Raw genomic sequence first — 22,120 nt, 5'->3', positions numbered from 1 at the left:
TAGGGTGGTCCGCGTGGACAGCACCGCCACTGATCGCTTCGACACCAGTCGGTTCGAGGCCAGCCGGAACCGGCTGGCCTCGCTGGCCTACCGGCTGCTGGGCTCCGCCGCCGACGCCCAAGACGCCGTGCAGGACGCGTTCCTGCACTGGCAGGGTGCCGACCGGCAGCGGATCAAGGTGCCGGAGGCATGGCTGACCAAGGTCGTCACCAACCTGTGCCTCGACCGGCTCCGCTCGGCACAAGCCCGCCGCGAACGCACCGTCGGCGCCTGGCTGCCCGAACCGCTCCTCGACGGCGACCCGATGCTCGGCCCGGCCGACACCTTCGAGCAGCGCGAATCGGTCTCCCTGGCCGTGCTGACTCTCATGGAGCGCCTGTCACCCCTCGAGCGGGCCGTCTACGTCCTGCGCGAAGCGTTCTCCTACAGCCACGCCGAGATCGCCGGGATCCTCGACATCACCGCGTCCGCGAGCCAGCAGCACCTGCACCGGGCCCGGCGCCGCATCACCGCCGCGCGCCGCCGCGGCGGCGAAGTCGACCCGGCATCCGCCCGCAGGATCGTCGAGGAATTCCTCGCCGCCGCCTCCTCGGGCCGCACCGAACGCCTGGTGGCGCTGCTCACCGACGACGCGACCGCGATCTCCGACGGGGCCGGCCTGACCGAGAAGCTGTTGCGGTACGACACTGCGGAGCGCATCGCCGCTGTCGCACGGGCCGGCTTCAAATCCACACCCGCGAAGCGGCGACTTGCCGGCGGCACGTCCGCCGTCCACTACGCGCTCGTCAACGGCGCCCCGGCCATGCTCTTCGTGCTCGGCGACCGGATCGCCGGCGCCGTGACGTTCGACATCGCAGGCGGCAGGATCGCGACCGTGCGCGGCATCGCCGCCCCCGCCCGCCTCGTCCGCCTCACCGAAGCCTGGCGGCAGCACGAACCGGACACCCCGCTCATCACCCAGTGGTGACCCGACGCCGACCGCGGCCAGGCGCAGCACCCGGGTTTCATGGGTGGTCGCCTGTGAAACACGCGATCGTCTGTGCGGAAGACGCCGACCAGTCTGCCTACGAGTTTCATGGCCGACGTGTTCCTGCGCTGCCGCTTCCTGGAGTGCGGGAGCCGGAGGGGGAGTCGGGGCGGGGGCTGCTGATCGTGGAGGCGCTGGCGGATCTCTGGGGTGTGGGGGAGCGGGAGCCCGGCAAGGTGGTGTGGTGCGAGTTCGGTCAGGGCTGATCGGGCCGGGTGAGCTCGACGGCCTCGCGGACGTCCGGGTGCGGATCCTGTCCGAGCCGGTGGAGGAGTTCCTGGACGCCGGGCGTCGACCATCCGGCGACTGCTTCGACCAGCGCGACGCGGACCTGTGGGTCCGGGTGGCCGGCGAGGTGTGCCAGTTGGTCGACCGATCCTCGCCGGCGGGGGCCGAACCAGTGCAGCGTCTCGCAGAGCTTGGTGGCTTCGCCGGGGTCGCCCGCCGCGGCGATCTGCCGCAGGAGGACCAGGGCGGCGGGGGCCGGACCGTCGAGGGGGTGCGGGCGGCGTTCGCGCAAGCGTTGCGAGCCGTACTCCCCGCGCACTCTGCAGCGAAGATCACGCTGCCCAAGAGTGAACCACCAAGGCATCCCTGACTCAGGTCACTGGCCGGTGACAGGCACGTCCCAGGACCGGGGTCGAGTGAGCGCCTGCCACTCGTCCCGGAGCAGGGCAAGCACCGCGACGTCGTACCGTTGGCCCCGATGCAGGCAGGCGGAGCGGCGCACCCCCTCCTGGACGAACCCGGCCCTGGCCAGGACGTCGAGGGCCGCGGTGTTGGTGGTGTGGGTGACAGCCTGGACGCGGTGCATGGGCAGTTCACCGAAGGCGAAGTCGACCAACGCGTCCACGGCGTCCGCGCCATAGCCCCGGCCCCGGTGGTCGGGGTCCAGCATCAGCATGATCTCGGCTGTGCCGTCGACCATGTCCTGGTCCGTCAGGGCGATGTGGCCGATCGGCGTGCCGTCGGGGAGCAGAACGAGGAAGTCATCGCGGTCGTGCTCGTCGCGGTCACGCTCGATGCGCTCGCGCACGGCAGAGAGGGAACGCGGCCAGATGCCGACCTCGTGGGCGGCCACGGGGTCGGCGCGCCAGACATGGACCAGCTCTGCGTCGTCGACGTCGAGCGGCGCGAAGGCGACACCCCTACCCCGCCAGCAAACCTCCCGGGGCGATCCCGCGTTCCCGTCCTCCGATTCCTCCCCGGCAACGCGCCCAGTCACAGCTTCGGTCGTGTCCTCGATCATGGGCGGATGTTACGGCCGCTGGGACCGGTGGACCAGTCAATTCTGCCCCCCCCGGACGGCCTGCTCACCAGCTAGAGCTTGGTGGCGCAGAGTACCTTGTCGTTCTTGACCGGGTCCGAGTCGTACATCGAGTTGATGGTGATCACCGCCTCGTCGTACTCGCAGGGGTTGCCGAGACCACCTGGCACCGCGGCGATGTCGAGGAGGATCTTGCGGACCCTGTGCGTGGCTCGGTCCTTGCCCTTCTCCGTGCAGGCGACTTCGTGCACCGCGTTGTCGGCCTTCGGATCCGTGTGGACACAGTCGCCCACCTGGATGCCGGGGCCGCCGCCCCCGCCGGGATCGCCGGGGTGCGGCGGCCTGAGATTGCGCATACAGGCGTAGCCCTCGCCGCTCGGCGGGGTGCCCTCCAGCGCCGCGAGGCCGGCCGACACGTCGATGGCGAAGTCGGATTTCTCCGGGCACGAGGTGGCTTCGAAGGGGTCGGCGTGACCGTCATGGAAGCGGCCGGCGACCTTGGCGACGGCCTGGGAGTCGCCACACGCCACTTCCCGGTAGATGCCCTTTCGGCCGGACTCCGGAGCCGCGCATTCGTGCAGGGCGAGGTACTCCACGCCGTAGGAAGGGGTCGCCGAGGGGCTGGGACCGGAGGAGGGCGACGTGTCGGGTCCGGGTTCGGCGTAATCCTTGGCCTTCCCGCAACCGGTAAGCAGCAGCAGGGATGTTGCGGCTGCCGTGAGCCACACCGCCGTTGCCGTCGAGCTGCTGCCGTACGGATTCCGCACGTCGTCCCCTTCGTCGAGATGTCCTCCGATTCTATGATCAACTGCCCTTCCTGGAAGGGGAGATCGCAGGCTTCGTGCGGCCCGTGCGGCCCGTGCGGCCAGTCCGCTCAGTCCGCTCAGTACGTGAGGGCGTCGGCCATGTCGCTCTGCCAGTAGGTGACGAAGCCGTTGTCGCCCCAGGAGGTGCCGGCGGGGAGCGTCAGCTCGGCGGGGGCGCCCGTGGAGCCTTGGTTGCTCTTGCCGGTGAAGTACACCGTGAGGCGGGTGCCCTTGTGCAGCTCCTGCCCGTCGGGCTCACCGGACAGCCCGATGGAGGCATAGGCGGACTGGCCCGGCGCAAGGGTGACCACGGCCTGCGGGATGCTGTCGCGGAGGACCGGGAAGGCGGCCTGGGCGTCGTCGAAGCGGAGCGCCGGCGCGTGGTACGCGTAGCAGGGGCGGTTGCCCGTGTTGGTCGCGGTGAGCAGCAGGTGGTTGATGGGGCGGCTCACCTTGCTGACGGTGACCTTGGTGTTCTCGCCGATGCAGGTGACGGGGGAGCTGTTGCCGGTGCCCTTGTTGCCGGTGTTCCTCTTCTGGCCGCCCGTGCCGGAGGTGGAGCCCTTGGAGTGGGCCGCCGTGTTGTCGGCAGGGGCGTCGGACGTGCTGTCGGTGTCCTTGGCGTCCTTGCCCGAGTCCGGCGCGGCGGCCGCCGGGGACTGCTGGTCGGCGGTGCTCCCTGCCGGAGCCGCCGCTCCCGCCTTGCCGTTTTCACCGCCGTTGTTGTCGCTGCACGCGGTGAGCGAGAGGGCGGCCAGGAGGGCGGTCGCGGCGAGGGCGGTGGTGCGGATGCGGTTGCTGCGCATGATGGTGGTACTCCCCGTGTGCGTTGGTGAGGCTGTTCAGTCAGTGCCGGCAGATCAGAACCGTGAGGATCGCGGTCGACAGGATCACTACGACGATCGCCACGGCATCGATCAGCTCGATGCGGAAACGGGTTCGCACTGCGTCGTCCCGATGGTCTCTGCGGTGTGATCACAGACTGTGGGACGCCGGAATTCGGACGCAACGCCGACTGGCCCATTAGGGAAGCCGGAATGCTTGCGCGTACCGTGACCTGGGCAGATTCCACGTCCCTGGAACGGTGTTCCGGGACGGACCAGGAGGGGGAACGCCGCAGTGGCGACGCCGGAAGCCGTGGAATTCGCGGCTCTGCTGAAGGAACTGAAGGACCGTTCAGGGCGCAGCTACGGGGTTCTCGCCGGAAGACTGCACGTCAGCACCTCGACGCTCCACCGGTACTGCAACGGTGATGCCGTGCCCAATGAGTACGCCCCGGTGGAACGGCTGGCGCGGCTGTGCGGGGCGAGCGCGGATGAGCTGGTGGAGCTGCACCGGCGGTGGATCGTGGCCGATGTGGCCCGACGGCGCCGCGCCGCCGCTGCGGAGCCGGTCCCGGAGCCGGTCCGGGGCGCCGTTTCGGGCGTGGCTGCGGAGTCGGTTCGGGATGCGGTTTCGGACATGGTTCCGGGTGCGGTTCGTGGCTCCGAGGTGGGGGACGGGGTCAGGGCCGGGGCCGGGGATTCGCCCGAAGGCCGGGACGTGGAAGCGGGCGGGCACGGTGGCGGCACGCCCGCGACGGTGCCGGCGTCGATGCCCACGCCCGCACCTGTGCCCGCTTCCGAAGCCGCGATCGTGGCCGGTGGGGCGAGCCGGCCCCGGCGGTTCCTGTCCTCCCCGCGGGCGCGTGTGCTGCTCGCGGCCGTCGCCGTCGTCGCGCTGGCCGTGCCCACCTCGATCGTCGTCAGCAAGATGTCGGGCACGGACGCCGACGAGCTCAGCAACGCCGCCGTGGACGGCAAGGAAGCGGACGAGCCCGCGTCCGCCCTGCCCCGCCTCGGTGCGAGAGTCACCGCCTCGCCCGGCGGGGCGAAGAAGTCAGGTAAACCCGTACCGTCCGGCTCGGCGAGCGCTTCGTCCCCGGCGCGCGGCGATGCCTCCGCCCCGTCCGGCGGACACGGCGCGGGAGCCGGGCCGGGTGGGCAGCAGAGCGGGGGCGTGCCGCTGACCGCCACCATCAGCTCGTACAACTGGGAAGAGCCCTGCGGCCAGTACTACGTACTGGACCAGCAGCCGGACGACGTACCTCCGCCCCCCGCACCGCAGGACACCCGTGGCTGGGCCAGGGCGCTCGGCGGGGTGGACGGCGGCAGCATGCTGCTCGAACTCACCGTGCAGGGGAAGTCGGGGCAGGCTGTCGTGCTGAACGGACTGCACGTGCGGACGCTGTCCCGGAAGGCGCCGCTGCCGTGGTCGGCGTACTCGATGGGGGATGGCTGCGGGAGCGGCATCACGCCGCAGTCCTTCGACATCGACCTCGACGACAGCCGGCCGATCCTCACCCCGGTGGCGGGGCAGCAGAGGGACGAGCGGGTGCCGCCGAAGGACTTCCCGTTCCGGGTGTCCTCCACAGATGTGGAGGTGTTCGACCTCGACGCCCATGTCGAAGGGCACGACGTCAGCTGGTACCTGGAGCTGGAGTGGAGCAGCGGCGGCCGGGAGGGGACGCTGCGCATCGACGACGGCGGGAAGCCGTTCCGTACCAGCAGCATCAAGGTGCGGCCGCAGTACGTGTACCGGCACGACACGGCCCAGTGGGTGACCAAGGAGTAACGGGTCACAGCCACCGGGCCGGTGCGTACGGGCGGGTGTCCCGGTCAGAGGCGCTCGGGGGTCCGGATGCCGAGCAGCGCCATGCCCCGGTGGAGGGTGCGGGCGGTCAGGTCGCAGAGGAAGAGCCGGTTCTCGACCACCTCGGCGGGGTTGTCGTCGCTCAGCACATGGCACTGGTCGTAGAACGTCGTGTAGAGCGAGGCCAGCTGGTAGAGGTACGCGGCCAGCTTGTGCGGCTCGTACGTCGACGCCACCTCGGCGAGGTTCTCGCCGAACTGGTCCAGGTGCAGCCCCAGCGCCCGCTCGGCCGGGGCCAGCGCCAGCTCCGGGTGCGCGACCGGCCGGGTCTCGCCCGCCTTGCGGAGGATGGACTTGATCCGGGCGTATGCGTACTGGAGGTACACGGAGGTGTCGCCGTTCAGCGACACCATCTGGTCCAGGTCGAACTTGTAGTCCCGGACGGCGGACGTGGAGAGGTCGGCGTACTTCACCGCGCCGATACCGACGTACTCGCCGTTCTCGACGATCTCCTGCTCGGTCAGGCCGACCTTCTCGGCCTTCTCGCGCACGACGGCCGTCGCCCGCTCGATCGCTTCGTCGAGCAGGTCGACCAGCCGGACCGTCTCGCCCTCACGGGTCTTGAACGGCTTGCCGTCCTTGCCGAGGACCGTGCCGAACGCCAGCTGGTGCGCCTTCACGTCCTCGTTCAGCCAGCCTGCCCGGCGGGCCGTCTCGAAGACCATCTTGAAGTGGAGCGACTGCCGCACGTCCACGACGTACAGCAGGGTGTTCGCCTTGAGGTTCTGGACCCGGTCACGGATCGCGGAGAGGTCGGTCGCCGCGTAGCCGTAGCCGCCGTTCGTCTTCTTGACGATCAGCGGGACCGGGTTGCCGTCCGGGCCCTTCACGTCGTCGAAGAACACGCACAGCGCACCTTCGGAGCGGACGGCGACGCCCGTCTCCTCCAGGATCCGGCAGGTCTCCTCGAGCATGTCGTTGTAGCCGGACTCGCCGACGATGTCGGGGTCGCGGACCTCCATGTCGAGCTTGTTGAAGACCGAGTAGAAGTAGATCTTCGACTCGTCGACGAACCGCTGCCAGAGCGTGACCGTCTCCTCGTCACCGGCCTGGAGCGCCACCACCCGGTCCCGGGAGCGGGCCTTGAACTCCTCGTCGGAGTCGAAGAGCGCCCGCGACGCCTTGTACAGCCGGTTGAGGGAGGACATGGCGGCCTCGCCGTCCGCCTCGTCGGCGCCCTTGTGGTCCAGCTCGTGCGGGTGCTCGATCAGGTACTGGATGAGCATGCCGAACTGGGTGCCCCAGTCGCCGATGTGGTGGCGCCGGACCACGCTCTCGCCCGTGAACTCCAGGACCTCCACCATCGAGGCACCGATCACCGCGGAGCGGAGGTGCCCGACGTGCATCTCCTTCGCCACGTTCGGCTGCGCGTAGTCGACGACCGTCGTGCCGGCGTTCTGCGCGTACGGCACACCGAGCCGGCCCTCGTCGTCCGCGGCGCGCGCGGCGAGGGTCTCCATGATGGCCCTGTCGCTGAGCGTGATGTTCAGGAAGCCCGGGCCGGAGACCTCGATCTCCTTGATCAGGTCGCCCGCCGGGATCGCGGCCGTCACCTGGGACGCCAGCTCGCGCGGGTTGCCCTTCAGCTTCTTGGCGAGGGCCAGGATCCCGTTGGCCTGGAAGTCGGCCCGGTCGCTTCGGCGCAGCAGCGGGTCCGCGGTGCCGGCATCCGGCAGTGCTGCCGTCAGGGCGTCCGCGAGCTGCTGCTGGAGCGTGGAAGCGAGGGAATTGACCGAGGCCATGGGATGGCTGCCGTTTCCGTAGGGGTACAAGGGATCACGCCCAGTATCCCACGCACCGTAAAGCCGTTTTCGCACTGCCGGGTGGACCTGGGAGAATGGGTAGTGCCCCTACGAGCCCTACCAGAGAGAAGGACGTGCCGACCGTGGCTCAGAGTCAGAGCAGCACCGAGGCCGACTGGGTCTCCCGCTTCGCGGACGATGTCATCGCCGAATCGGAGCGTCGTGCGCCTGGCAAACCGGTCGTCGTCGCGTCCGGTCTTTCCCCGTCGGGCCCGATCCACCTCGGCAACCTCCGCGAGGTCATGACCCCGCACCTGGTCGCGGACGAGATCCGCCGCCGCGGGTACCAGGTCCGCCACCTGATCTCGTGGGACGACTACGACCGGTACCGCAAGGTTCCGGCCGGCGTCCCCGGCGTGGACGAGTCGTGGGCCGAGCACATCGGCAAGCCGCTGACGTCCGTGCCCGCACCGGCCGGGTCCGCGTACCCGAACTGGGCGGAGCACTTCAAGGCCGCGATGACGGCTTCGCTGGACGAGCTCGGTGTCGAGTACGACGGCATCAGCCAGACGGAGCAGTACACGGCGGGGGCGTACCGCGCGCAGATCCTGCACGCCATGAGGCACCGCGCCGACATCGACGCGGTCCTCGACCGGTACCGCACGAAGAAGGACCCGGCGGCAGGCGCCGCGGGCGGCAAGAAGCCGCAGCAGCAGAAGAAGGTCGACGAGGCCGAACTGGAGGCCGAGGCGGGTTCCGGCGCCGCGAGCGAGGACGACGGCAGCGGCGGCTCGGCCGGCTACTTCCCGTACAAGCCCTACTGCGGCAACTGCGAGAAGGACCTGACCACGGTCACGTCGTACGACGACGGCACGACCGAGATGAACTACACCTGCAATGCCTGCGGCTTCGCCGAGACCGTCCGGCTCAACGAGTTCAACCGCGGCAAGCTGGTCTGGAAGGTCGACTGGCCGATGCGCTGGGCATACGAAGGAGTGATCTTCGAGCCCAGCGGCGTGGACCACTCCTCGCCCGGTTCGTCGTTCGTCGTCGGTGGCCAGATCGTCCGTGAGGTCTTCGACGGTGTGCAGCCGATCGGCCCGATGTACGCCTTCGTCGGCATCTCCGGCATGGCGAAGATGTCCTCCAGCAAGGGCGGCGTGCCGACCCCGGCCGACGCGCTGAAGATCATGGAGGCACCGCTGCTGCGCTGGCTGTACGCGCGCCGCAAGCCCAACCAGTCCTTCAAGATCGCCTTCGACCAGGAGATCCAGCGGCTGTACGACGAGTGGGACTCGCTGGCGCGCAAGGTCGCCGACGGCTCCGTGCTGCCCGCCGACGCCGCCGCGTACGCGCGTGCCATCGGCACGGCCGCCGGTGAGCTGCCGAGCACGCCGCGCCCGCTGCCGTACCGCACGCTCGCGTCCGTCGTCGACATCACCGCCGGCCACGACGAGCAGACGCTGCGCATCCTGAGCGAGCTGGACCCGGAGAACCCGATCGGCTCGCTCGACGAGGCGCGGCCGCGCCTCGACCGCGCGGAGAACTGGATCACCAACCAGGTCCCCGCCGACGCCCGCACCATCGTCCGCAGCGAGCCGGACAAGGAACTGCTCGGCTCGCTGGACGACCAGGGGCACCGGTCGCTGCGGCTGCTCCTGGACGGGCTGGACACGCACTGGTCGCTGGACGGGCTCACGACGCTCGTCTACGGGGTGCCGAAGGTCCTCGCGGGGCTGGAGCCGGACGCCAAGCCGACGCCCGAGCTGAAGGCCGCGCAGCGGTCGTTCTTCGTGCTGCTGTACCAGCTCCTGGTCGGCCGTGACACCGGTCCGCGACTGCCCACGCTGCTGCTGGCCGTCGGCGCGGACCGGGTGCGGAAGCTGCTGGGCGCGTAGGAGCCGGTCGTACAGAGGGCCGTCACCCGGTGATGCGGGTGACGGCCCTTTGTTCTGCCGGTCCAGGTCCGTTCCCGTGCGGCGGACGGACTGGGGGCGGTTACGCGATGTGGTTCTCGGCCATCTCGTTGTCGAAGCGCTGCTTGAAGCCCGGCAGCAGGCGCCGGAGCAGGGCCGTGCTGCGCGGGTGACTGACGCCGTGGACGTCCGAGAGCGTTATGTCGAGGACCTCGACGCTCGGGTGGACCTGGTGCTCGTGCGTGAGGTCGGAGAACACCTTGTACGCGATGTTGCCGAACTCGACCTCCGCCTCGGCCCACTCCGCCGGATCAGCTTCCTGCTGGGGCTGCGGCTCCTCCTGGGGCGGGCCCTGCGGCTGCTCCAGCTGCTGCGGCAGGGGTTGCTCGCCGCGGGGACGAGGAACCGCGCCGATCGTGCCCACGTCGCCCAGGGGACGGGTGCGGCCGCCCGGGCCCGACGGGATCATGACCGGGGCGGGCTCCGGGTCCTCGGCGTACGTGGGGTCGTAGGCGCCCTCGTACGTGCCCTCCGCGGCCTGCGGCGCCGCGAACCAGGGGCTCTCGTGCGCGCCGGGGCCCTCCAGGGGCCACTCCTCGGCGGGCGGTTCGGAGGGGTGTGCGTACTGCTGTTGGGGCTGCTGCGAGTGCTGCCGGGGCTCGGCGTACTGCTGCTGTTGTGCGGCGTACGGCAGCTCGGGCTGAGCGTGCACCGTCTCGACGGCTGCCGCAGCCGGTGGCAGCAGGGCCGGTTCGATGCCTGCCGCGGCCAGCCCGGCCGGGCCGGTGTCGGCCAGCGGGACACCGAACTTCGCCAGCCGCAGCGGCATCAGGGACTCGACGGGCGCCTTGCGGCGCCAGTTGCGCCCGAAGCGGGCCTGGAGCCTCGCCTGGTAGATCAGCCGGTCCTGTTCGAGCTTGATGACCTGCTCGTACGACCGCAGCTCCCACAGCTTCATCCGGCGCCACAGCTTGAACGTCGGGACCGGGGAGAGCAGCCAGCGGGTGAGGCGGACACCCTCCATGTGCTTGTCGGCCGTGAGGTCGGCGATCCGGCCGACCGCGTGCCGGGCGGCCTCGACGGCGACCACGAACAGCACCGGGATCACCGCGTGCATGCCGACGCCCAGCGGATCCGGCCAGGCCGCGGCGCCGTTGAAGGCGATCGTCGCGGCGGTCAGCAGCCAGGCCGTCTGGCGCAGCAGCGGGAACGGGATCCGCATCCAGGTCAGCAGCAGGTCCAGCGCCAGCAGTACGCAGATGCCCGCGTCGATGCCGATGGGGAAGACCAGGGAGAAGTTCCCGAAGCCCTTCTGTTCTGCGAGCGCGCGCACCGCGGCGTACGAGCCCGCGAAGCCGATCGCGGCGATGACTGCCGCGCCGGCGACGACGACCCCGATGAGTATCCGGTGGGTGCGTGTCAGCTGAATCGCGGCCACCCGCGATCCCCTCTCTGTGTTCCCGACTTCAACTTCTGGCGGGCACAGCCTGGCACATGCGCGTGGGGTGCGGTGCGCGGGGAGGGGCGAAGCCCGGCTCTCGGGGGAGGGCCGGGCTTCGTAAAACTGCTTCTGCGCAGGGGTGTTGGGGTACCTGCCGTGGGCCTCGCGGGAATGGCCGGCGGGCGGTGGTCCGGTGTTACGACGTGTGCGACGCGGACTTCGTCGACTTGGGGGAGCTCGCCGACGCTGTCGACTTCGGAGACGCCCCGGACTTCGCGGACGCCGCGGACTTCGTCGCCGTCGGAGACTTCGACGTGCTCGCGGACGGGCTCGACTTCTTCTCGTTGGCATTGGCGACCGCCGAGACGGTCTCCTTGGCGGCCTTCTCGGCGCCCTTCAGGATGTCGTCGCCGGACGGCGTCTTCGCGCCCGCGTAACCCGCGCCGTTGTAGGTCAGGGTGATGACGACGTTCCCCGTACGGGCCACAAGCGTCGCGTACTTGAAGTCCTCTTTTGTCTTGGTGAGGTCGTACGTGACCACGGTGGCCTGGTCGCCGATACCGCTGACGGGGGCTTCGGCGACCTTCTGGGCGCCCTCGGTCGCCTTGGTCTTGGCGACCTGGTTCGCGAGGTCCTCCTGGGCGCGCTTGGCGCCGCTGCCGAGCGCCTGGTCCGATTCGAAGCGGGTGAAGCCGACGTCGAGCCAGCGGTACTGCGAGCCCTTGACGCCGTTGTCGTCGAGGCCGTTCCAGGAACAGCCGGCGCGCGCCGACGTGTCGCTGGACCGGGCCGGCGTACCGGCCTTGCTCTTGGCCTTGGGCACCAACGAGGTGATCGTCTTCGAGGTGATCGCGTCGCACGGGTCGGGCAGCTCGGCGAACTTCGCCGGCTCGACCGTCGCCTCCGTCTTCTGTGCGCTCGGATTCTGTGCGTTCGGAGCGGAGGACGAGGACGAGCCCGACTTCTCCTTGCTGTCGGAGTCCGACGAGCAGCCGGAGGCGACGAGCATCACCGGAACGGCGGCGCAGGCGAGTATGCGGGTGAGTCGCGGGGCTGATCGGTGCATGGTTCCTTCACTCGGGTGGCGCGACGGGCGGGTGGCAAGGTGCTCGGCAGGTGTTCCGGAGGGCCACGGTACGACGGACGGCGACCGGATGCCGCCTCGGCCGGACGCTCCGCCGACCGGCGCGGTGCGGGTCGGGGGCGCCCGGCGGCGGGCTATTCGCTGAACTTGTCGACCAGCTTCCGGGCCAGTGCCTGGGCCTTCTCCTGCAGTTCCTTGCTGTCCGGGACCTGGCTCGCGAAGGCGGGCTGCTCGGTGTACCGGACGGTCACGATGACGTTCGATGTGCGGAATACCACGCTCACCGTGCGGTGTTGTGCGCTGGATCCTGCCCGAGTGAGCAGATCGTCCAGAAATGCGGCATCTCCGAGGTTGTCGAGGGTGCGCGGACGGAGGTCCTCGGAGCCCGCGCCCGTGTCGCCGCCGGTGTCCTGTGCCGAGCCGGAGGGGGAGTCCGACGGTGAGGCCGTCACCTTCTCCGCGTCGCCGGGGGCGAAGGTGCCGGACGGCAGGTGGGCCGCGGTCTCCTTCTTCCCGTACACCTCGCGGGCGCGGTCCTCGTCGCTGACCGAGGTGTCGTACGAGACGATGCGCTCGAAGTCGAGCACGACGGAACGGGACGACGCCGCGGTCTCCGACTTCCACTGGCAGCCGACCCGGCGGTCGGTGTCATAGGTGACGGCGGCCGTGCCTGTGAACGCTTTCTCCTGCTGGTTCTCCGGCAGTTCGGCGATGCCCGGAAGCAGGTCTTTCAGCGTGGATCGCGTGATGGAGCGACAGGGTTCGGGAAGCGTACGGTACTTGCCCGCCGGAGCGGCGGAGCTGCTCGGGCTGCCGGGTTTGCTGTCGGCGGCGGGGTCTTCGGTGCCGGTGCCACCGGTGCAGCCGGCGGTCAGCACTCCGAGAAGTGCGACGCCGGGTACGTACGCCATGCGTCGCACGATCCGGGCTCCCTTCGAGCGAAAAGAAGTTGCCGCTCGATGGCGGCCGGTGGACACAATGTGTATCGCACGCGCCGCTGTGATTGCCGATCGGCCGACTCTTTTGCCGATCTTGGCACCGGTTTTGCGCTTTCAGACTTTTCGGGGGAATCGAGGAGCTATGTCGTACGTAGAGGTACCTGGGGCGAAGGTCCCCATCCGCATGTGGGCCGACCCGGCTTCGGTCGAGGACGGTGCGATGCAGCAGTTGCGGAATGTTGCCACGCTGCCCTGGATCAAGGGGCTGGCCGTCATGCCCGACGTGCATTACGGCAAGGGCGCGACCGTCGGTTCGGTGATCGCGATGAGTGGTGCGGTCTGTCCGGCGGCGGTGGGAGTGGACATCGGGTGCGGCATGTCCGCGGTGAAGACCTCTCTGACGGCCAATGACCTTCCGGGCGACCTGTCGCGGCTTCGGTCGAAGATCGAGCAGGCCATTCCGGTGGGCCGGGGCATGCATGGCGACGTCGTGGACCCCGGCCGGCTGCACGGCTTCCCGACGGCGGGCTGGGACGACTTCTGGGGGCGGTTCGACGGGATTGCGGATGCGGTCAAATTCCGTCATGAACGTGCGACCAAGCAGATGGGAACGCTTGGATCCGGAAACCACTTCATTGAGTTCTGCCTCGACGAGTCGGGTTCGGTGTGGCTGATGCTGCACTCCGGGTCCCGGAACATCGGCAAGGAGCTCGCCGAGTACCACATCGGGGTGGCGCAGAAGCTGACGCACAACCAGGGTCTGATCGACCGTGACCTGGCGGTCTTCGTCGCGGACACCCCGCAGATGGCGGCGTACCGGAACGACCTGTTCTGGGCCCAGGAGTACGCGAAGCACAACCGCGCGATCATGATGGGGCTCTTCCAGGACGTCGTCCGCAAGGAGTTCAAGAAGGCCCGGGTCAGCTTCGACCCTGTCATCTCCTGTCACCACAACTATGTGTCGGAGGAGCGGTACGAGGGCATGGATCTGCTGGTCACCCGCAAGGGGGCGATCCGTGCCGGTTCGGGTGACTTCGGCATCATCCCGGGGTCGATGGGTACCGGCTCGTACATCGTGAAGGGTCTCGGGAACGCGAAGTCGTTCAACTCGGCCTCGCACGGGGCCGGCCGGAAGATGAGCCGCAACGCGGCCAAGCGGCGCTTCTCGACGCGGGACCTGGAGGAGCAGACACGGGGTGTGGAGTGCCGTAAGGACTCCGGCGTCGTGGACGAGATCCCGGGTGCGTACAAGCCGATCGAGCAGGTCATCGAGCGGCAGCGGGACCTGGTGGAGGTCGTCGCGAAGCTGAAGCAGGTGGTGTGCGTGAAGGGCTGAGTGCTCTTGACGCCGCTACGAAGACGAGCCCCGGACCCTGTGGTGGTGGTCCGGGGCTCTTCCGTGCGGGCCGATGGCTTCAGAGCGTGCGGTGGACCTTGGTGTTGGACGCCTGGGCGCGGGGGCGGACCACCAGGAGGTCGATGTTGACGTGGCTGGGGCGGGTGACGGCCCAGGTGATCGTGTCGGCCACGTCGTCGGCGGTGAGGGGGGCGTCGACGCCGGCGTAGACCTTGGCGGCCTTCTCGGTGTCGCCGCGGAAGCGGGTGGTGGCGAACTCCTCCGTCTTGACCATGCCGGGAGCGACCTCGATGACGCGGACCGGGGTGCCGACGATCTCCAGGCGGAGGGTTTCGGCGAGGACGTGTTCGCCGTGCTTGGCGGCCACGTAGCCGCCGCCGCCCTCGTACGTGGACAGGCCTGCCGTCGAGGAAAGGATCACGATCGTGCCGTCGCCGCCCGCAGTGAGGGCGGGGAGCAGGGCCTGGGTGACGTTGAGCGTGCCGATGACGTTCGTCTCGTACATCTGGCGCCAGTCGGCCGGGTCGCCGGTGGCGACCGGGTCCGCGCCGAGCGCGCCGCCCGCGTTGTTGACGAGGACGGCGAGAGAGCGGAAGGCGGTGGCGAAAGCGTCGACCGCCTCGCGGTCCGTGACGTCCAGGGCGTACGCCGTGGCCTCGTGGCCCGCCTCGTTGATCTCGGCGGCGAGCGCCTCGATGCGGTCCTTGCGGCGGGCGGTCAGGACGACCCGGTAGCCGGCGGCGGCGAGCTGCCGGGCGGTCGCGGCACCGATGCCGCTGCTCGCTCCGGTGATGACGGCGATGGGGGTGGCGGCCATGCGGACTCGACTCCTCGGACAGCTGATCGGTACGGGGTCAGGATAGGCAGGCGGCGCGAGGTCCCGTTCGGCGGCCGCGTTGTACGGGGCGTCCGGGGGCCGCGTTTCCCAAGGCGGCCGGGGCGAGGGGAGCGGCGCCGCCCGAGTCCGCGGGAGTCCGCTCGTTGTCGGCGGTCGGCGCCCGGTCGGTGGGGCTGCCGGCCCGGTGGGGCTGTCGGTGTGGTCGGCCGTCGGCCGGTGGTGGGTGTCGACGAAGCCGGTGGGGGCGCTTTTCAGTGGTTGCGGGGGGCGTACATGATCACGGCCATACCGGCCAGGCAGATCAGCGCGCCGGTGACGTCCCAGCGGTCGGGGCGGTAGCCGTCGGCGACCATGCCCCAGGCGATCGAGCCCGCGACGAAGACACCGCCGTACGCGGCGAGGATGCGGCCGAACTCACCGTCCGGCTGCAGCGTGGCGACGAAGCCGTACACACCCAGGGCGATGACTCCGACGCCGATCCAGATCCAGCCCCGGTGTTCCCGCGCGCCCTGCCAGACGAGCCAGGCGCCGCCGATCTCGAAGAGCGCGGCAACGGCGAAGAGTGCGACAGAGCGGGCGACGACCATGGGAGCAGCGTTTCATGCGGGGCGGGTGGGTTCGGATGGGTGGGGCAAGCGGGTGGACTGGAGCGCGGAAGTGGTGTGTAAATACGGATAATTCGGGGTGATCGGTATCTTCGGGGCATGGTAGTCACGCGTAAGGCTCGGCTGGCGGTCTCCGCCGTGGTGGCGATGGCGGCAACGGTGTCGACGACGGCATGGGGGGCGGGGCAGGCGGTCGCGACGGGGCCTGTGCCCGCGCCGGTGGACCGGCGGGTGGCGCGGGAGGCGGACGTCGCGCACCACGGGCATGTCTCGCTGTGGGGCAGGGGGCTCGGGATCTGGCTGCACAGCGAGAACCACGGCCCGTCGAATCTGGCGAGCGTGACCGTACGGTTCCGCTTCTCGGTGCCGCTCAGTGGCCGGCAGGAGATGCCGGTCGAGTGTCTGCAGGCGAGCGCCCGATCCGTACTCTGCCGGACGGGCTCGCTGAGGGCGGACGGGTGGGCGGGCCGCCAGCTCGCGCTCGAGCTGCAGCTCGCGGGACGGCCGAACGAGGTGGTCGTACGGATCGACACCGTCTGGAACGGTGGTGCGACCGACCGGAACCCTGGCAACAACCGGCATGAGGTGCTGGCGCCCGCCACCGATGACGAGTATGTCTTCTGACGCCTGGTGGCGCGAGGGGCCGGTGTGACGTGCGCGGTGTGCGGGCCGGCCGGTGGCCATCGGGTGAGAGCGGCCTGCAGCGCCGCCGGGTCGGGCCGGTTACTCGCCCAGGCGACATTGCCGTCGGGGCGGACGAGCGGCGTGGTCGCACGGTCGCTCGTCCAGTGGGCGTGCACCAGCGGGGTCCGGGACGTCGGTGTGGGGGTGTCGGCGGGGGTGACGAGGACGAATGCGCCGTCGGGGGTGTCGGGGCCCGTGGGGATGACGCAGGGGCAGTGTCTGCTTCGTACACTCTCTGTATGCCGCAGAAGTCCCCGGTCCGGCGCAATGCTCTGCTGGCCGAGCTGTCCACCGAGTCGCGCCGCTATATGGCTGCGTACGCCCTCTTCAATCAGGCCGTCGCCGACCATCTGCGGATCCACCCGACCGATCTGCAGTGCCTCAACCTGCTCGGCCTCGAAGCGGACCCCGTCACTATCGGGCGTATCGCGGAGCTGACCGGGCTCACCACCGGGTCGGCGACCCGGCTCGTCGACCGGCTGGAACGGGCCGGCTATGTGACACGCGAGCGCGACAGGGCGGACCGACGGCGGGTGCTCGTCGCGACCGTGCCGGAGCGGATGGCGGAGTTCGGCGCGGTCTGGGAGAGGCTGAGTGGGGACTGGGCGGCGATGTTCGAGGCGTACGACGACGACGAGGTGGCACTCCTCATCGCTCATATGCGGCGGACGGTCGAGCTCGGTGCGGGCCAGATCGCGCGGCTGCGGAGCGGAGAGTTCGATGCGGCGCAAGGCGGGCTGTAGGGCGATTCGTCAGGTGTGTCGCGCGGATGGTGCCAGGCCGTGCCCTGCCGCACAGCCCTACCGGACCGGACCGGACTGATCCCGGGCGCCGAACTCGAGCACCGCGTCGGCGACGATGGTCTCCAGGTGGGAGTGGTGGGCGCCGCGCCAGTACACCCGGCCGCACTCCGTGCACTGCGCGAAGACGTCGTACGACTGCTGTGTGCCGTGCTCCAGCTGCTCCCGGACGGATTCCTTGTCCGCGTCGGTCAGCGGCCCATTGCAGGCCGTGCACCGGGTCCACGGGGCCAGCTCCGGTGCGAACCGCTCCAGCACGTCCCGCAGCTGATCGTCCGGACGGTCGCTGTAGACGTACGCCCCCGCCCAGATCTCCCGCCGCCGCAGCAGTCCCCGGTCCCGGGAGAGAAGTACCCGCTGCTCCCTCGCCGACAGGGCGGCCAGCGCCGGGTCGCCGAGGTCCTCGCTCTCGTACGCCGCGTCGACGCCCAGCAGCCGCAGCCGCCGGGCGAGCGTGCCGAGGTGGACATCGAGCAGGAAGCGCAGCGGCGCGCCTTCGACGCGCTGGGGGCGCGCCACCGCGCGCACCTCCACCAGTTCGCCCGCGCCCGGGATGTGCGAGACGGGGACGGGGCGGCCGTCCACGAGCAGTTGACCGGCCTCGGTGAGCGGGACGCCGAGCGATTCCACGACATGGCCGAGCGTCGAGGCGCCGTCGGTGGTCACTGACGTGCGGCCGTTGCGGCGTTCATGGGCAACGAAGAGCCGCAGTTCAGGGTCGACTTCGAGGTGGATCTCCGGTCCGTTCACTTCGTCAGCATGACACCGGGCGGTCTGCGTGAGCCAGGGAATTCACGGGCGAGGGGCAGCCGGAGGCGGGTGGGCCGGCTCAGAGGCTGTCGGGCTGCCTCTGATCGGGCGATCGAAGGCAGCCCGACAGCCTCTCAGGCACGGAACGCGTCGGCGTGCTCCTCGGCCCAGGCGGCGAACGTACGGGCAGGGTGGCCGGTCAGCCTCTCGGTCTCGCCGGTCACCTCGGCGGGTGAACCGTCCGTTGACGCCCAGTAACTGAGCAGCCCCTCGGCGACCTCCTCGGGGAGGTACGGGGTCACGGATTCCTTCCAGGCCGACCGGCTCACGGTGTTGACCGTGACGGGGCGTCCCGAAGCCGCCGCCAGCAGGCCGATCTGTTCGGCGGCTGTGAGCGATTCGGGGCCGGTCAGGTGATACGCCGAGCCCTGCAGCCGGTGCTCGGTGAGCACCGCGAGGGCGGCCTCGGCGATGTCCGCCTCATGGATCGGGCTGGTGTGGCTGCGCGGGTAGGGCAGGTCCACGACGCCGTGACTCTGTACCGCCGCGGACCACTGGTACGCGTTGGCCGCGAAGGCGCCCGGGCGCAGGAAGGTCGTGGTGAGCGGTGAGGCGGCGAGCGCCTGCTCGACCGCGTGGTGGGGGCGGGCGATCGGGTTCTCCTGCGCGTCCGGGTCGAGTACCGAGCTGGAGGAGAGCAGCACGATGTGCCGGACTCCGGCTGCTTCCGCCCGGGTGAGGAACGAGTCGATCCCGGCCGGTTCGGCGTACAGGAAGACGGAGCCGACGCCGTCCAGCGCGGGGGCGAAGGTGGCGGGATCGGTGAGATCGCATGCCGCGGCCGCCACTCCGGCGGGCGGGTCGAGCCGGGCGGGGTCACGGGAGGCGGCGCGCACGGCGTGGCCGTCGCGGTGCAGGCGCGAAACGAGTGCGGAACCGACGCGGCCGCGGCTTCCGGTGACGAGAGTGAGCATGACGGGGTGAGCTCCTTCAATCATTTTATGCGTGACGCATAAGCTGCGTCGCGCAGATGAATATCCATGAGGAGGGCCCGCCCGTCAAACGTTTTGGGCGGGCCCGCGGGTCACACCAGGCTGAGGGCTGCCGGTTTCGGCGCGACACGGTAGTGCGGGGTGATGCGGCCACCCGCGCGGGTCGCCTTCGTTCAGGACATGGAAGGCGACCCCGGGCGGCGCCTCCGGATCGATCAGCCCCTCGCAAGCCCCCCGGGGCTTGTGCCCGGTGCCGTGACCGGCAATGTTTGCGACCGGGCAAAGCTTGCCGGGAGGGGCACTACAGTTCCCGAATGAAGATCACCGACCTCGAACCCGGCGACCCCCGACTGACCACAGACCTTCTTCCCGTGCTGCGCGAATTGCGTCCGCATCTGACGGAGGATCTCTTCCGCGAGGTGTACGACAAGGGGTACCCGCAGGGGCTCCGCTTCACCGCCGTCCACGACGGCGACGGCGCATGCGTGGGCGTGGCCGGATGGCGGATCGTCGACAACACCAGCCAGATCCGCAAGCTGTACGTCGACGATCTGGTCACCGCCGAGCACGCCCGGTCCACCGGTGTCGGCCACCGGCTCCTGGGGTATCTGGAGCAGCGTGCCCGGGAGACCGGCTGCCTGGACCTGAGTCTGGACTCGGGCACGCATCGCACCGATGCCCACCGCTTCTATCTGCGGGAGCGACTGGACATCGTCGCGTTCAGCTTCAACAAGCCGCTGGCCCGGAATTCGGACTGATCCCGGGGCCGGACCCGGAACCGAGCTCCGGAGTGAGGTCCAGTCGCCAGTCGTTCGTCAGCAGCGCATGGCCGGGCGGGTACTCGAAGTCGCACTCGCCGATCAGGATGAAACCCGCCCTGCGGCACACCGCGTTCGACGCGCCGTTGTCGACGGACGGGTAGGCGTGCAGATAGCGGTGCTTGCGCTCGGCCCGCGCCTGCTCGACGACGGCCCTGGTCGCGGCCGTGGCGATGCCCCGCCCCTGGTGGCCGGTGAGGACGGCCCACCCCGTCTCGTACACCTTCTGGCCCTGCCAGGTGCGCTCCCAGAAACCGATCGTCCCCACAGCCTCGCCCCCGCTTCCGTCGGCCAGGGTGATCCGGAACATCCTGCCCCGGCCCGTCCGGTCCGCGCTCAGCTCCACATAGCGTCCGTGGCGCACCATGAGCTGCTCCTCCGACTCGGGACCGCCCAGATGATCCATCAGTTCAGGCGCGTTGACCCGGCGCAGGAGCTCCAGGTCGCCGTCCGACCAGGGCTCGATCCGCACGGGAGACGCCGATGACGGGGGAGTGTGCTCCATACGGCAACAGTAGGACGCGGCACTGACCATCAGCGCCCGGCGAGTGCCGTCGGCGGCACTCCGAGCGTCGTCGTGAAGTCCCTGACCAGGTGCGCCTGGTCGCTGTAACCGAGTTCCGCCGCGAGCGTGGCCCAGTCCACCCCGGGGTCGGTCTCGGCGCGTTCCAGCGCCTCGTGGATGCGGTAGCGCAGGATGACCCACTTGGGGCCGACGCCCACATAGGTGGCGAAGAGCCGCTGCAGCGACCGCGCCGACACCCCTTCGGTGCGGGCGAGTTCGTCGACGCGGCGGATCGTGCGGTCGGTGCGGACGCGCTCGACCAGCGCCATCACGCGCTCGGCCTGCGGGTCGGGTTCCGGGGCGAGCGCCAGCAGGTACGCGTCCAGCGCCGCGACCCGTGCGTCCTCCTCGGCCGGGTCCAGCACGGCCGCCACGGGCGCGGGTGCGGCGAGGACCTCGTCCGCCATGAGCCGTCGGCCCGACCACCGCGACACCGGGTGGTCCGGTGCGAACGGCCGGAAGCCGCCCGGCCGGAACTTCACCCCGCAGACCCGTCCCCGGCCCTCCAGCTTCTGGCTGAAGAGCTGGAGCCCGATACCCGCGACCTCCGCGAAGGCGGGCTCGCCGGTGCTCTCGTAGCGCTGGAAGACCAGGTTCACCGAAGGGTGCGGCACCACGTGCGAGATGTACGGCTCCGGCAGGTCCCAGTCGATCAGCCAGTAGTTGGCCACCTGTGTCCGCAGCCCGGGGGCCGGCTCGCGCCGGCGGAAACGCACGTGTGAGAGGAGTTCGTGGGCGTCGACGATGCCCCGGTAGTCGCGTCGAGGACCTGACATGGCGGCGATTCTATGCCGAACAAAAGTTCGAGTCATCCGTGTCGCGTTTCTTCAAGACGCGGGCGATTGCCGGATGCATGGTTGAAGGATGAAGAAGATCACTGATCTGCTGGACGTGGCCGCGCAGCGGGCGATTCCGGTGGTGCGCGGGATCGACGACGCCCAGCTGGGCGACCCCACCCCGTGCACGGAGTACGACGTGCAGGCACTGGTCGACCATCTCTTCCAGGTGGTCGTCAACTTCCAGGCCCTGGCGGCCAGGGAGGAGCCGGACTTCGGCGCGAAGCCGACCGCGGTCACCGGCGACTGGCGCAGCCGCTTCGGCGAGGAGACGGCCAAGCTGGTGGCGGCGTGGGGCGCGCCGGGTGCGGACGAGGGAACCGCGGGTTCCATGGGGTTCCCCGCCAGAACCGTCGCGCAGATGGTCCTGGGCGATCTGACCGTGCACGCATGGGACTTGGCGCGCGCCACCGGGCAGGAATTCGTTCCGGACGAGGCCGTGGTGCGCGAACTGGGGCCCGGCGTCGCCGACATGGCGCCGAACGCGCGGAAGGCGAAGGTGTACGGCGAACCCTTCCCCGTACCGGACAGTGCTAGCCCTTTTGAGCGGATGCTGGGTACGACCGGCCGCGACCCGGGCTGGCAGCCGCCCCGGGCGTGACCCCGGGGACGTCCGGGGCGTCTGGGGCGCCGATGGTTTCCGACGGCGTCGGCCCCTGCGCGGCCGGTTCCGGTGCTCCCGTGGCGTCGTAGAGCGCACCGAGCGTCGCGTACGCCTCGTCGACGATCTCCCTCGCCGCCTCGGTCATCTCGCGCTCGGCGAGGCGGGCCGCCTGATGGGTGTACGGCGACGGCGGCGCCGGGTGCCGGCGCCGCCACCAGCTCTCGCAGCCTGCGTAGATCCCGCCGGCGAAGACCAGCAGGGGGATGGACAGGGCCAGCAGCGTGTCACCCATGGCAGGCCTCCTCGATGTCGATGCCCTGTACGCGACCGCGTGGGCTGTAGGGGGCATCGGCAGGCCC

General features: G+C 70.2%; 23 protein-coding genes and 2 pseudogenes. 9 read left to right on the top strand and 16 right to left on the bottom strand.

Annotated features, from left to right (window positions below):
* The first annotated feature begins 13 nt into the window (after window positions 1–13).
* Both ACIBB8_RS29485 and ACIBB8_RS29480 read left to right on the top strand, forming a co-directional pair.
* Window positions 14–967 carry a sigma-70 family RNA polymerase sigma factor gene (locus ACIBB8_RS29485; protein WP_398957210.1) on the top strand — a complete coding sequence of 318 codons (954 nt, stop codon included), beginning with the start codon at window positions 14–16 and terminating at the stop codon, window positions 965–967.
* A 152-nt stretch (window positions 968–1,119) separates the two neighbouring features.
* Window positions 1,120–1,233, top strand: a pseudogene (locus ACIBB8_RS29480) (ATP-binding protein); the annotation flags it as partial.
* Here ACIBB8_RS29480 and ACIBB8_RS29475 read toward each other — a convergent pair.
* The 4 genes from ACIBB8_RS29475 to ACIBB8_RS29460 form a co-directional block, all read right to left on the bottom strand.
* Window positions 1,224–1,547 (bottom strand): HEAT repeat domain-containing protein, encoded by a 324-nt coding sequence (locus ACIBB8_RS29475; RefSeq protein ID WP_398957208.1) that lies wholly within the window; start codon window positions 1,545–1,547, stop codon window positions 1,224–1,226. The pseudogene ACIBB8_RS29480 and the gene ACIBB8_RS29475 overlap by 10 nt on opposite strands.
* A gap of 84 nt (window positions 1,548–1,631) precedes the next feature.
* Window positions 1,632–2,276 (bottom strand): GNAT family N-acetyltransferase, encoded by a 645-nt coding sequence (locus tag ACIBB8_RS29470; protein ID WP_398957206.1) that lies wholly within the window; start codon window positions 2,274–2,276, stop codon window positions 1,632–1,634.
* Between the two features lie 71 nt (window positions 2,277–2,347).
* Window positions 2,348–3,061 carry a hypothetical protein gene (locus tag ACIBB8_RS29465; RefSeq protein ID WP_398957204.1) on the bottom strand — a complete coding sequence of 238 codons (714 nt, stop codon included), beginning with the start codon at window positions 3,059–3,061 and terminating at the stop codon, window positions 2,348–2,350.
* Window positions 3,062–3,177: 116 nt separating this feature from the next.
* Window positions 3,178–3,906 carry a DUF4232 domain-containing protein gene (locus tag ACIBB8_RS29460; protein WP_398957202.1) on the bottom strand — a complete coding sequence of 243 codons (729 nt, stop codon included), beginning with the start codon at window positions 3,904–3,906 and terminating at the stop codon, window positions 3,178–3,180.
* Between the two features lie 313 nt (window positions 3,907–4,219).
* Between ACIBB8_RS29460 and ACIBB8_RS29455 the strand changes: the two genes are divergently transcribed.
* The gene (locus tag ACIBB8_RS29455) at window positions 4,220–5,713 is read left to right on the top strand and encodes a helix-turn-helix domain-containing protein (RefSeq protein ID WP_398957200.1); all 1,494 of its coding nucleotides are present in this window, start codon (window positions 4,220–4,222) and stop codon (window positions 5,711–5,713) included.
* 44 nt (window positions 5,714–5,757) lie between these two features.
* Here ACIBB8_RS29455 and argS read toward each other — a convergent pair whose 3' ends face one another.
* Window positions 5,758–7,533 carry an arginine--tRNA ligase gene (gene argS, locus ACIBB8_RS29450; RefSeq protein WP_398957198.1) on the bottom strand — a complete coding sequence of 592 codons (1,776 nt, stop codon included), beginning with the start codon at window positions 7,531–7,533 and terminating at the stop codon, window positions 5,758–5,760.
* A gap of 134 nt (window positions 7,534–7,667) precedes the next feature.
* Here argS and lysS point away from each other — a divergent pair, with 134 nt between their 5' ends.
* Window positions 7,668–9,431 (top strand): lysine--tRNA ligase, encoded by a 1,764-nt coding sequence (gene lysS, locus ACIBB8_RS29445; protein WP_398957196.1) that lies wholly within the window; start codon window positions 7,668–7,670, stop codon window positions 9,429–9,431.
* 100 nt (window positions 9,432–9,531) lie between these two features.
* On the opposite strand, the gene ACIBB8_RS29440 is transcribed toward lysS, so the two are convergent.
* From ACIBB8_RS29440 to ACIBB8_RS29430, 3 genes are all read right to left on the bottom strand, one after another.
* Entirely contained in the window at window positions 9,532–10,887 is a 1,356-nt protein-coding gene (locus ACIBB8_RS29440; RefSeq protein ID WP_398957194.1) for a DUF2637 domain-containing protein, read from the bottom strand.
* Between the two features lie 199 nt (window positions 10,888–11,086).
* Window positions 11,087–11,956 carry a DUF3558 family protein gene (locus tag ACIBB8_RS29435; protein ID WP_398957192.1) on the bottom strand — a complete coding sequence of 290 codons (870 nt, stop codon included), beginning with the start codon at window positions 11,954–11,956 and terminating at the stop codon, window positions 11,087–11,089.
* Window positions 11,957–12,108: 152 nt separating this feature from the next.
* Window positions 12,109–12,885: a DUF3558 domain-containing protein gene (locus ACIBB8_RS29430; protein ID WP_398957190.1), complete on the bottom strand. Its 777-nt coding sequence runs from the start codon at window positions 12,883–12,885 to the stop codon at window positions 12,109–12,111.
* A gap of 169 nt (window positions 12,886–13,054) precedes the next feature.
* Between ACIBB8_RS29430 and ACIBB8_RS29425 the strand changes: the two genes are divergently transcribed.
* Entirely contained in the window at window positions 13,055–14,248 is a 1,194-nt protein-coding gene (locus ACIBB8_RS29425) for an RtcB family protein (RefSeq protein WP_398957188.1), read from the top strand.
* Window positions 14,249–14,327: 79 nt separating this feature from the next.
* Here ACIBB8_RS29425 and ACIBB8_RS29420 read toward each other — a convergent pair whose 3' ends face one another.
* On the bottom strand, window positions 14,328–15,086 hold the full coding sequence (locus ACIBB8_RS29420) for an SDR family NAD(P)-dependent oxidoreductase (protein WP_398957185.1): 759 nt from the start codon (window positions 15,084–15,086) through the stop codon (window positions 14,328–14,330).
* 272 nt (window positions 15,087–15,358) lie between these two features.
* Window positions 15,359–15,694, bottom strand: a complete 336-nt coding sequence (locus ACIBB8_RS29415; protein ID WP_398957182.1) for a YnfA family protein — start codon at window positions 15,692–15,694, stop codon at window positions 15,359–15,361.
* A gap of 117 nt (window positions 15,695–15,811) precedes the next feature.
* Between ACIBB8_RS29415 and ACIBB8_RS29410 the strand changes: the two genes are divergently transcribed.
* Window positions 15,812–16,336, top strand: coding sequence for a hypothetical protein (locus ACIBB8_RS29410; protein WP_398957180.1), 525 nt, complete (start codon window positions 15,812–15,814; stop codon window positions 16,334–16,336).
* 68 nt (window positions 16,337–16,404) lie between these two features.
* Here the strand turns inward: ACIBB8_RS29410 and ACIBB8_RS29405 are convergent.
* Window positions 16,405–16,746: pseudogene (locus ACIBB8_RS29405) on the bottom strand (hypothetical protein); the annotation flags it as partial.
* On the opposite strand from ACIBB8_RS29405, the gene ACIBB8_RS29400 reads away from it, so the two are divergent.
* Entirely contained in the window at window positions 16,636–17,139 is a 504-nt protein-coding gene (locus ACIBB8_RS29400; RefSeq protein WP_398957178.1) for a MarR family winged helix-turn-helix transcriptional regulator, read from the top strand. The pseudogene ACIBB8_RS29405 and the gene ACIBB8_RS29400 sit on opposite strands and share 111 nt — an antisense overlap.
* A gap of 57 nt (window positions 17,140–17,196) precedes the next feature.
* Here the strand turns inward: ACIBB8_RS29400 and ACIBB8_RS29395 are convergent, their stop codons facing one another.
* Together ACIBB8_RS29395 and ACIBB8_RS29390 are read right to left on the bottom strand one after the other, a co-directional pair.
* On the bottom strand, window positions 17,197–17,946 hold the full coding sequence (locus ACIBB8_RS29395; protein WP_398957176.1) for a Mut7-C RNAse domain-containing protein: 750 nt from the start codon (window positions 17,944–17,946) through the stop codon (window positions 17,197–17,199).
* A 134-nt stretch (window positions 17,947–18,080) separates the two neighbouring features.
* Window positions 18,081–18,920: an SDR family oxidoreductase gene (locus ACIBB8_RS29390; RefSeq protein WP_398957174.1), complete on the bottom strand. Its 840-nt coding sequence runs from the start codon at window positions 18,918–18,920 to the stop codon at window positions 18,081–18,083.
* A gap of 332 nt (window positions 18,921–19,252) precedes the next feature.
* Here ACIBB8_RS29390 and ACIBB8_RS29385 point away from each other — a divergent pair, with 332 nt between their 5' ends.
* Window positions 19,253–19,696 (top strand): GNAT family N-acetyltransferase, encoded by a 444-nt coding sequence (locus ACIBB8_RS29385; protein WP_398957172.1) that lies wholly within the window; start codon window positions 19,253–19,255, stop codon window positions 19,694–19,696.
* Here ACIBB8_RS29385 and ACIBB8_RS29380 read toward each other — a convergent pair.
* Window positions 19,665–20,261, bottom strand: coding sequence for a GNAT family N-acetyltransferase (locus ACIBB8_RS29380; RefSeq protein WP_398957170.1), 597 nt, complete (start codon window positions 20,259–20,261; stop codon window positions 19,665–19,667). The genes ACIBB8_RS29385 and ACIBB8_RS29380 overlap by 32 nt on opposite strands.
* Window positions 20,262–20,290: 29 nt before the next feature.
* On the bottom strand, window positions 20,291–21,097 hold the full coding sequence (locus ACIBB8_RS29375; protein WP_398957168.1) for a DUF6597 domain-containing transcriptional factor: 807 nt from the start codon (window positions 21,095–21,097) through the stop codon (window positions 20,291–20,293).
* Between the two features lie 88 nt (window positions 21,098–21,185).
* Between ACIBB8_RS29375 and ACIBB8_RS29370 the strand changes: the two genes are divergently transcribed.
* Window positions 21,186–21,758 (top strand): TIGR03086 family metal-binding protein, encoded by a 573-nt coding sequence (locus ACIBB8_RS29370; protein ID WP_398957166.1) that lies wholly within the window; start codon window positions 21,186–21,188, stop codon window positions 21,756–21,758.
* On the opposite strand, the gene ACIBB8_RS29365 is transcribed toward ACIBB8_RS29370, so the two are convergent.
* Entirely contained in the window at window positions 21,691–22,053 is a 363-nt protein-coding gene (locus ACIBB8_RS29365; protein ID WP_398957164.1) for a hypothetical protein, read from the bottom strand. The two genes, ACIBB8_RS29370 and ACIBB8_RS29365, sit on opposite strands and share 68 nt — an antisense overlap.
* Window positions 22,054–22,120 lie beyond the last annotated feature (67 nt).

Origin of the sequence: Streptomyces sp. NPDC051286 (assembly GCF_044455345.1) — a bacterium.
Classification (GTDB): domain Bacteria; phylum Actinomycetota; class Actinomycetes; order Streptomycetales; family Streptomycetaceae; genus Streptomyces.
This window is presented reverse-complemented; position numbering and strand designations above follow the sequence as displayed.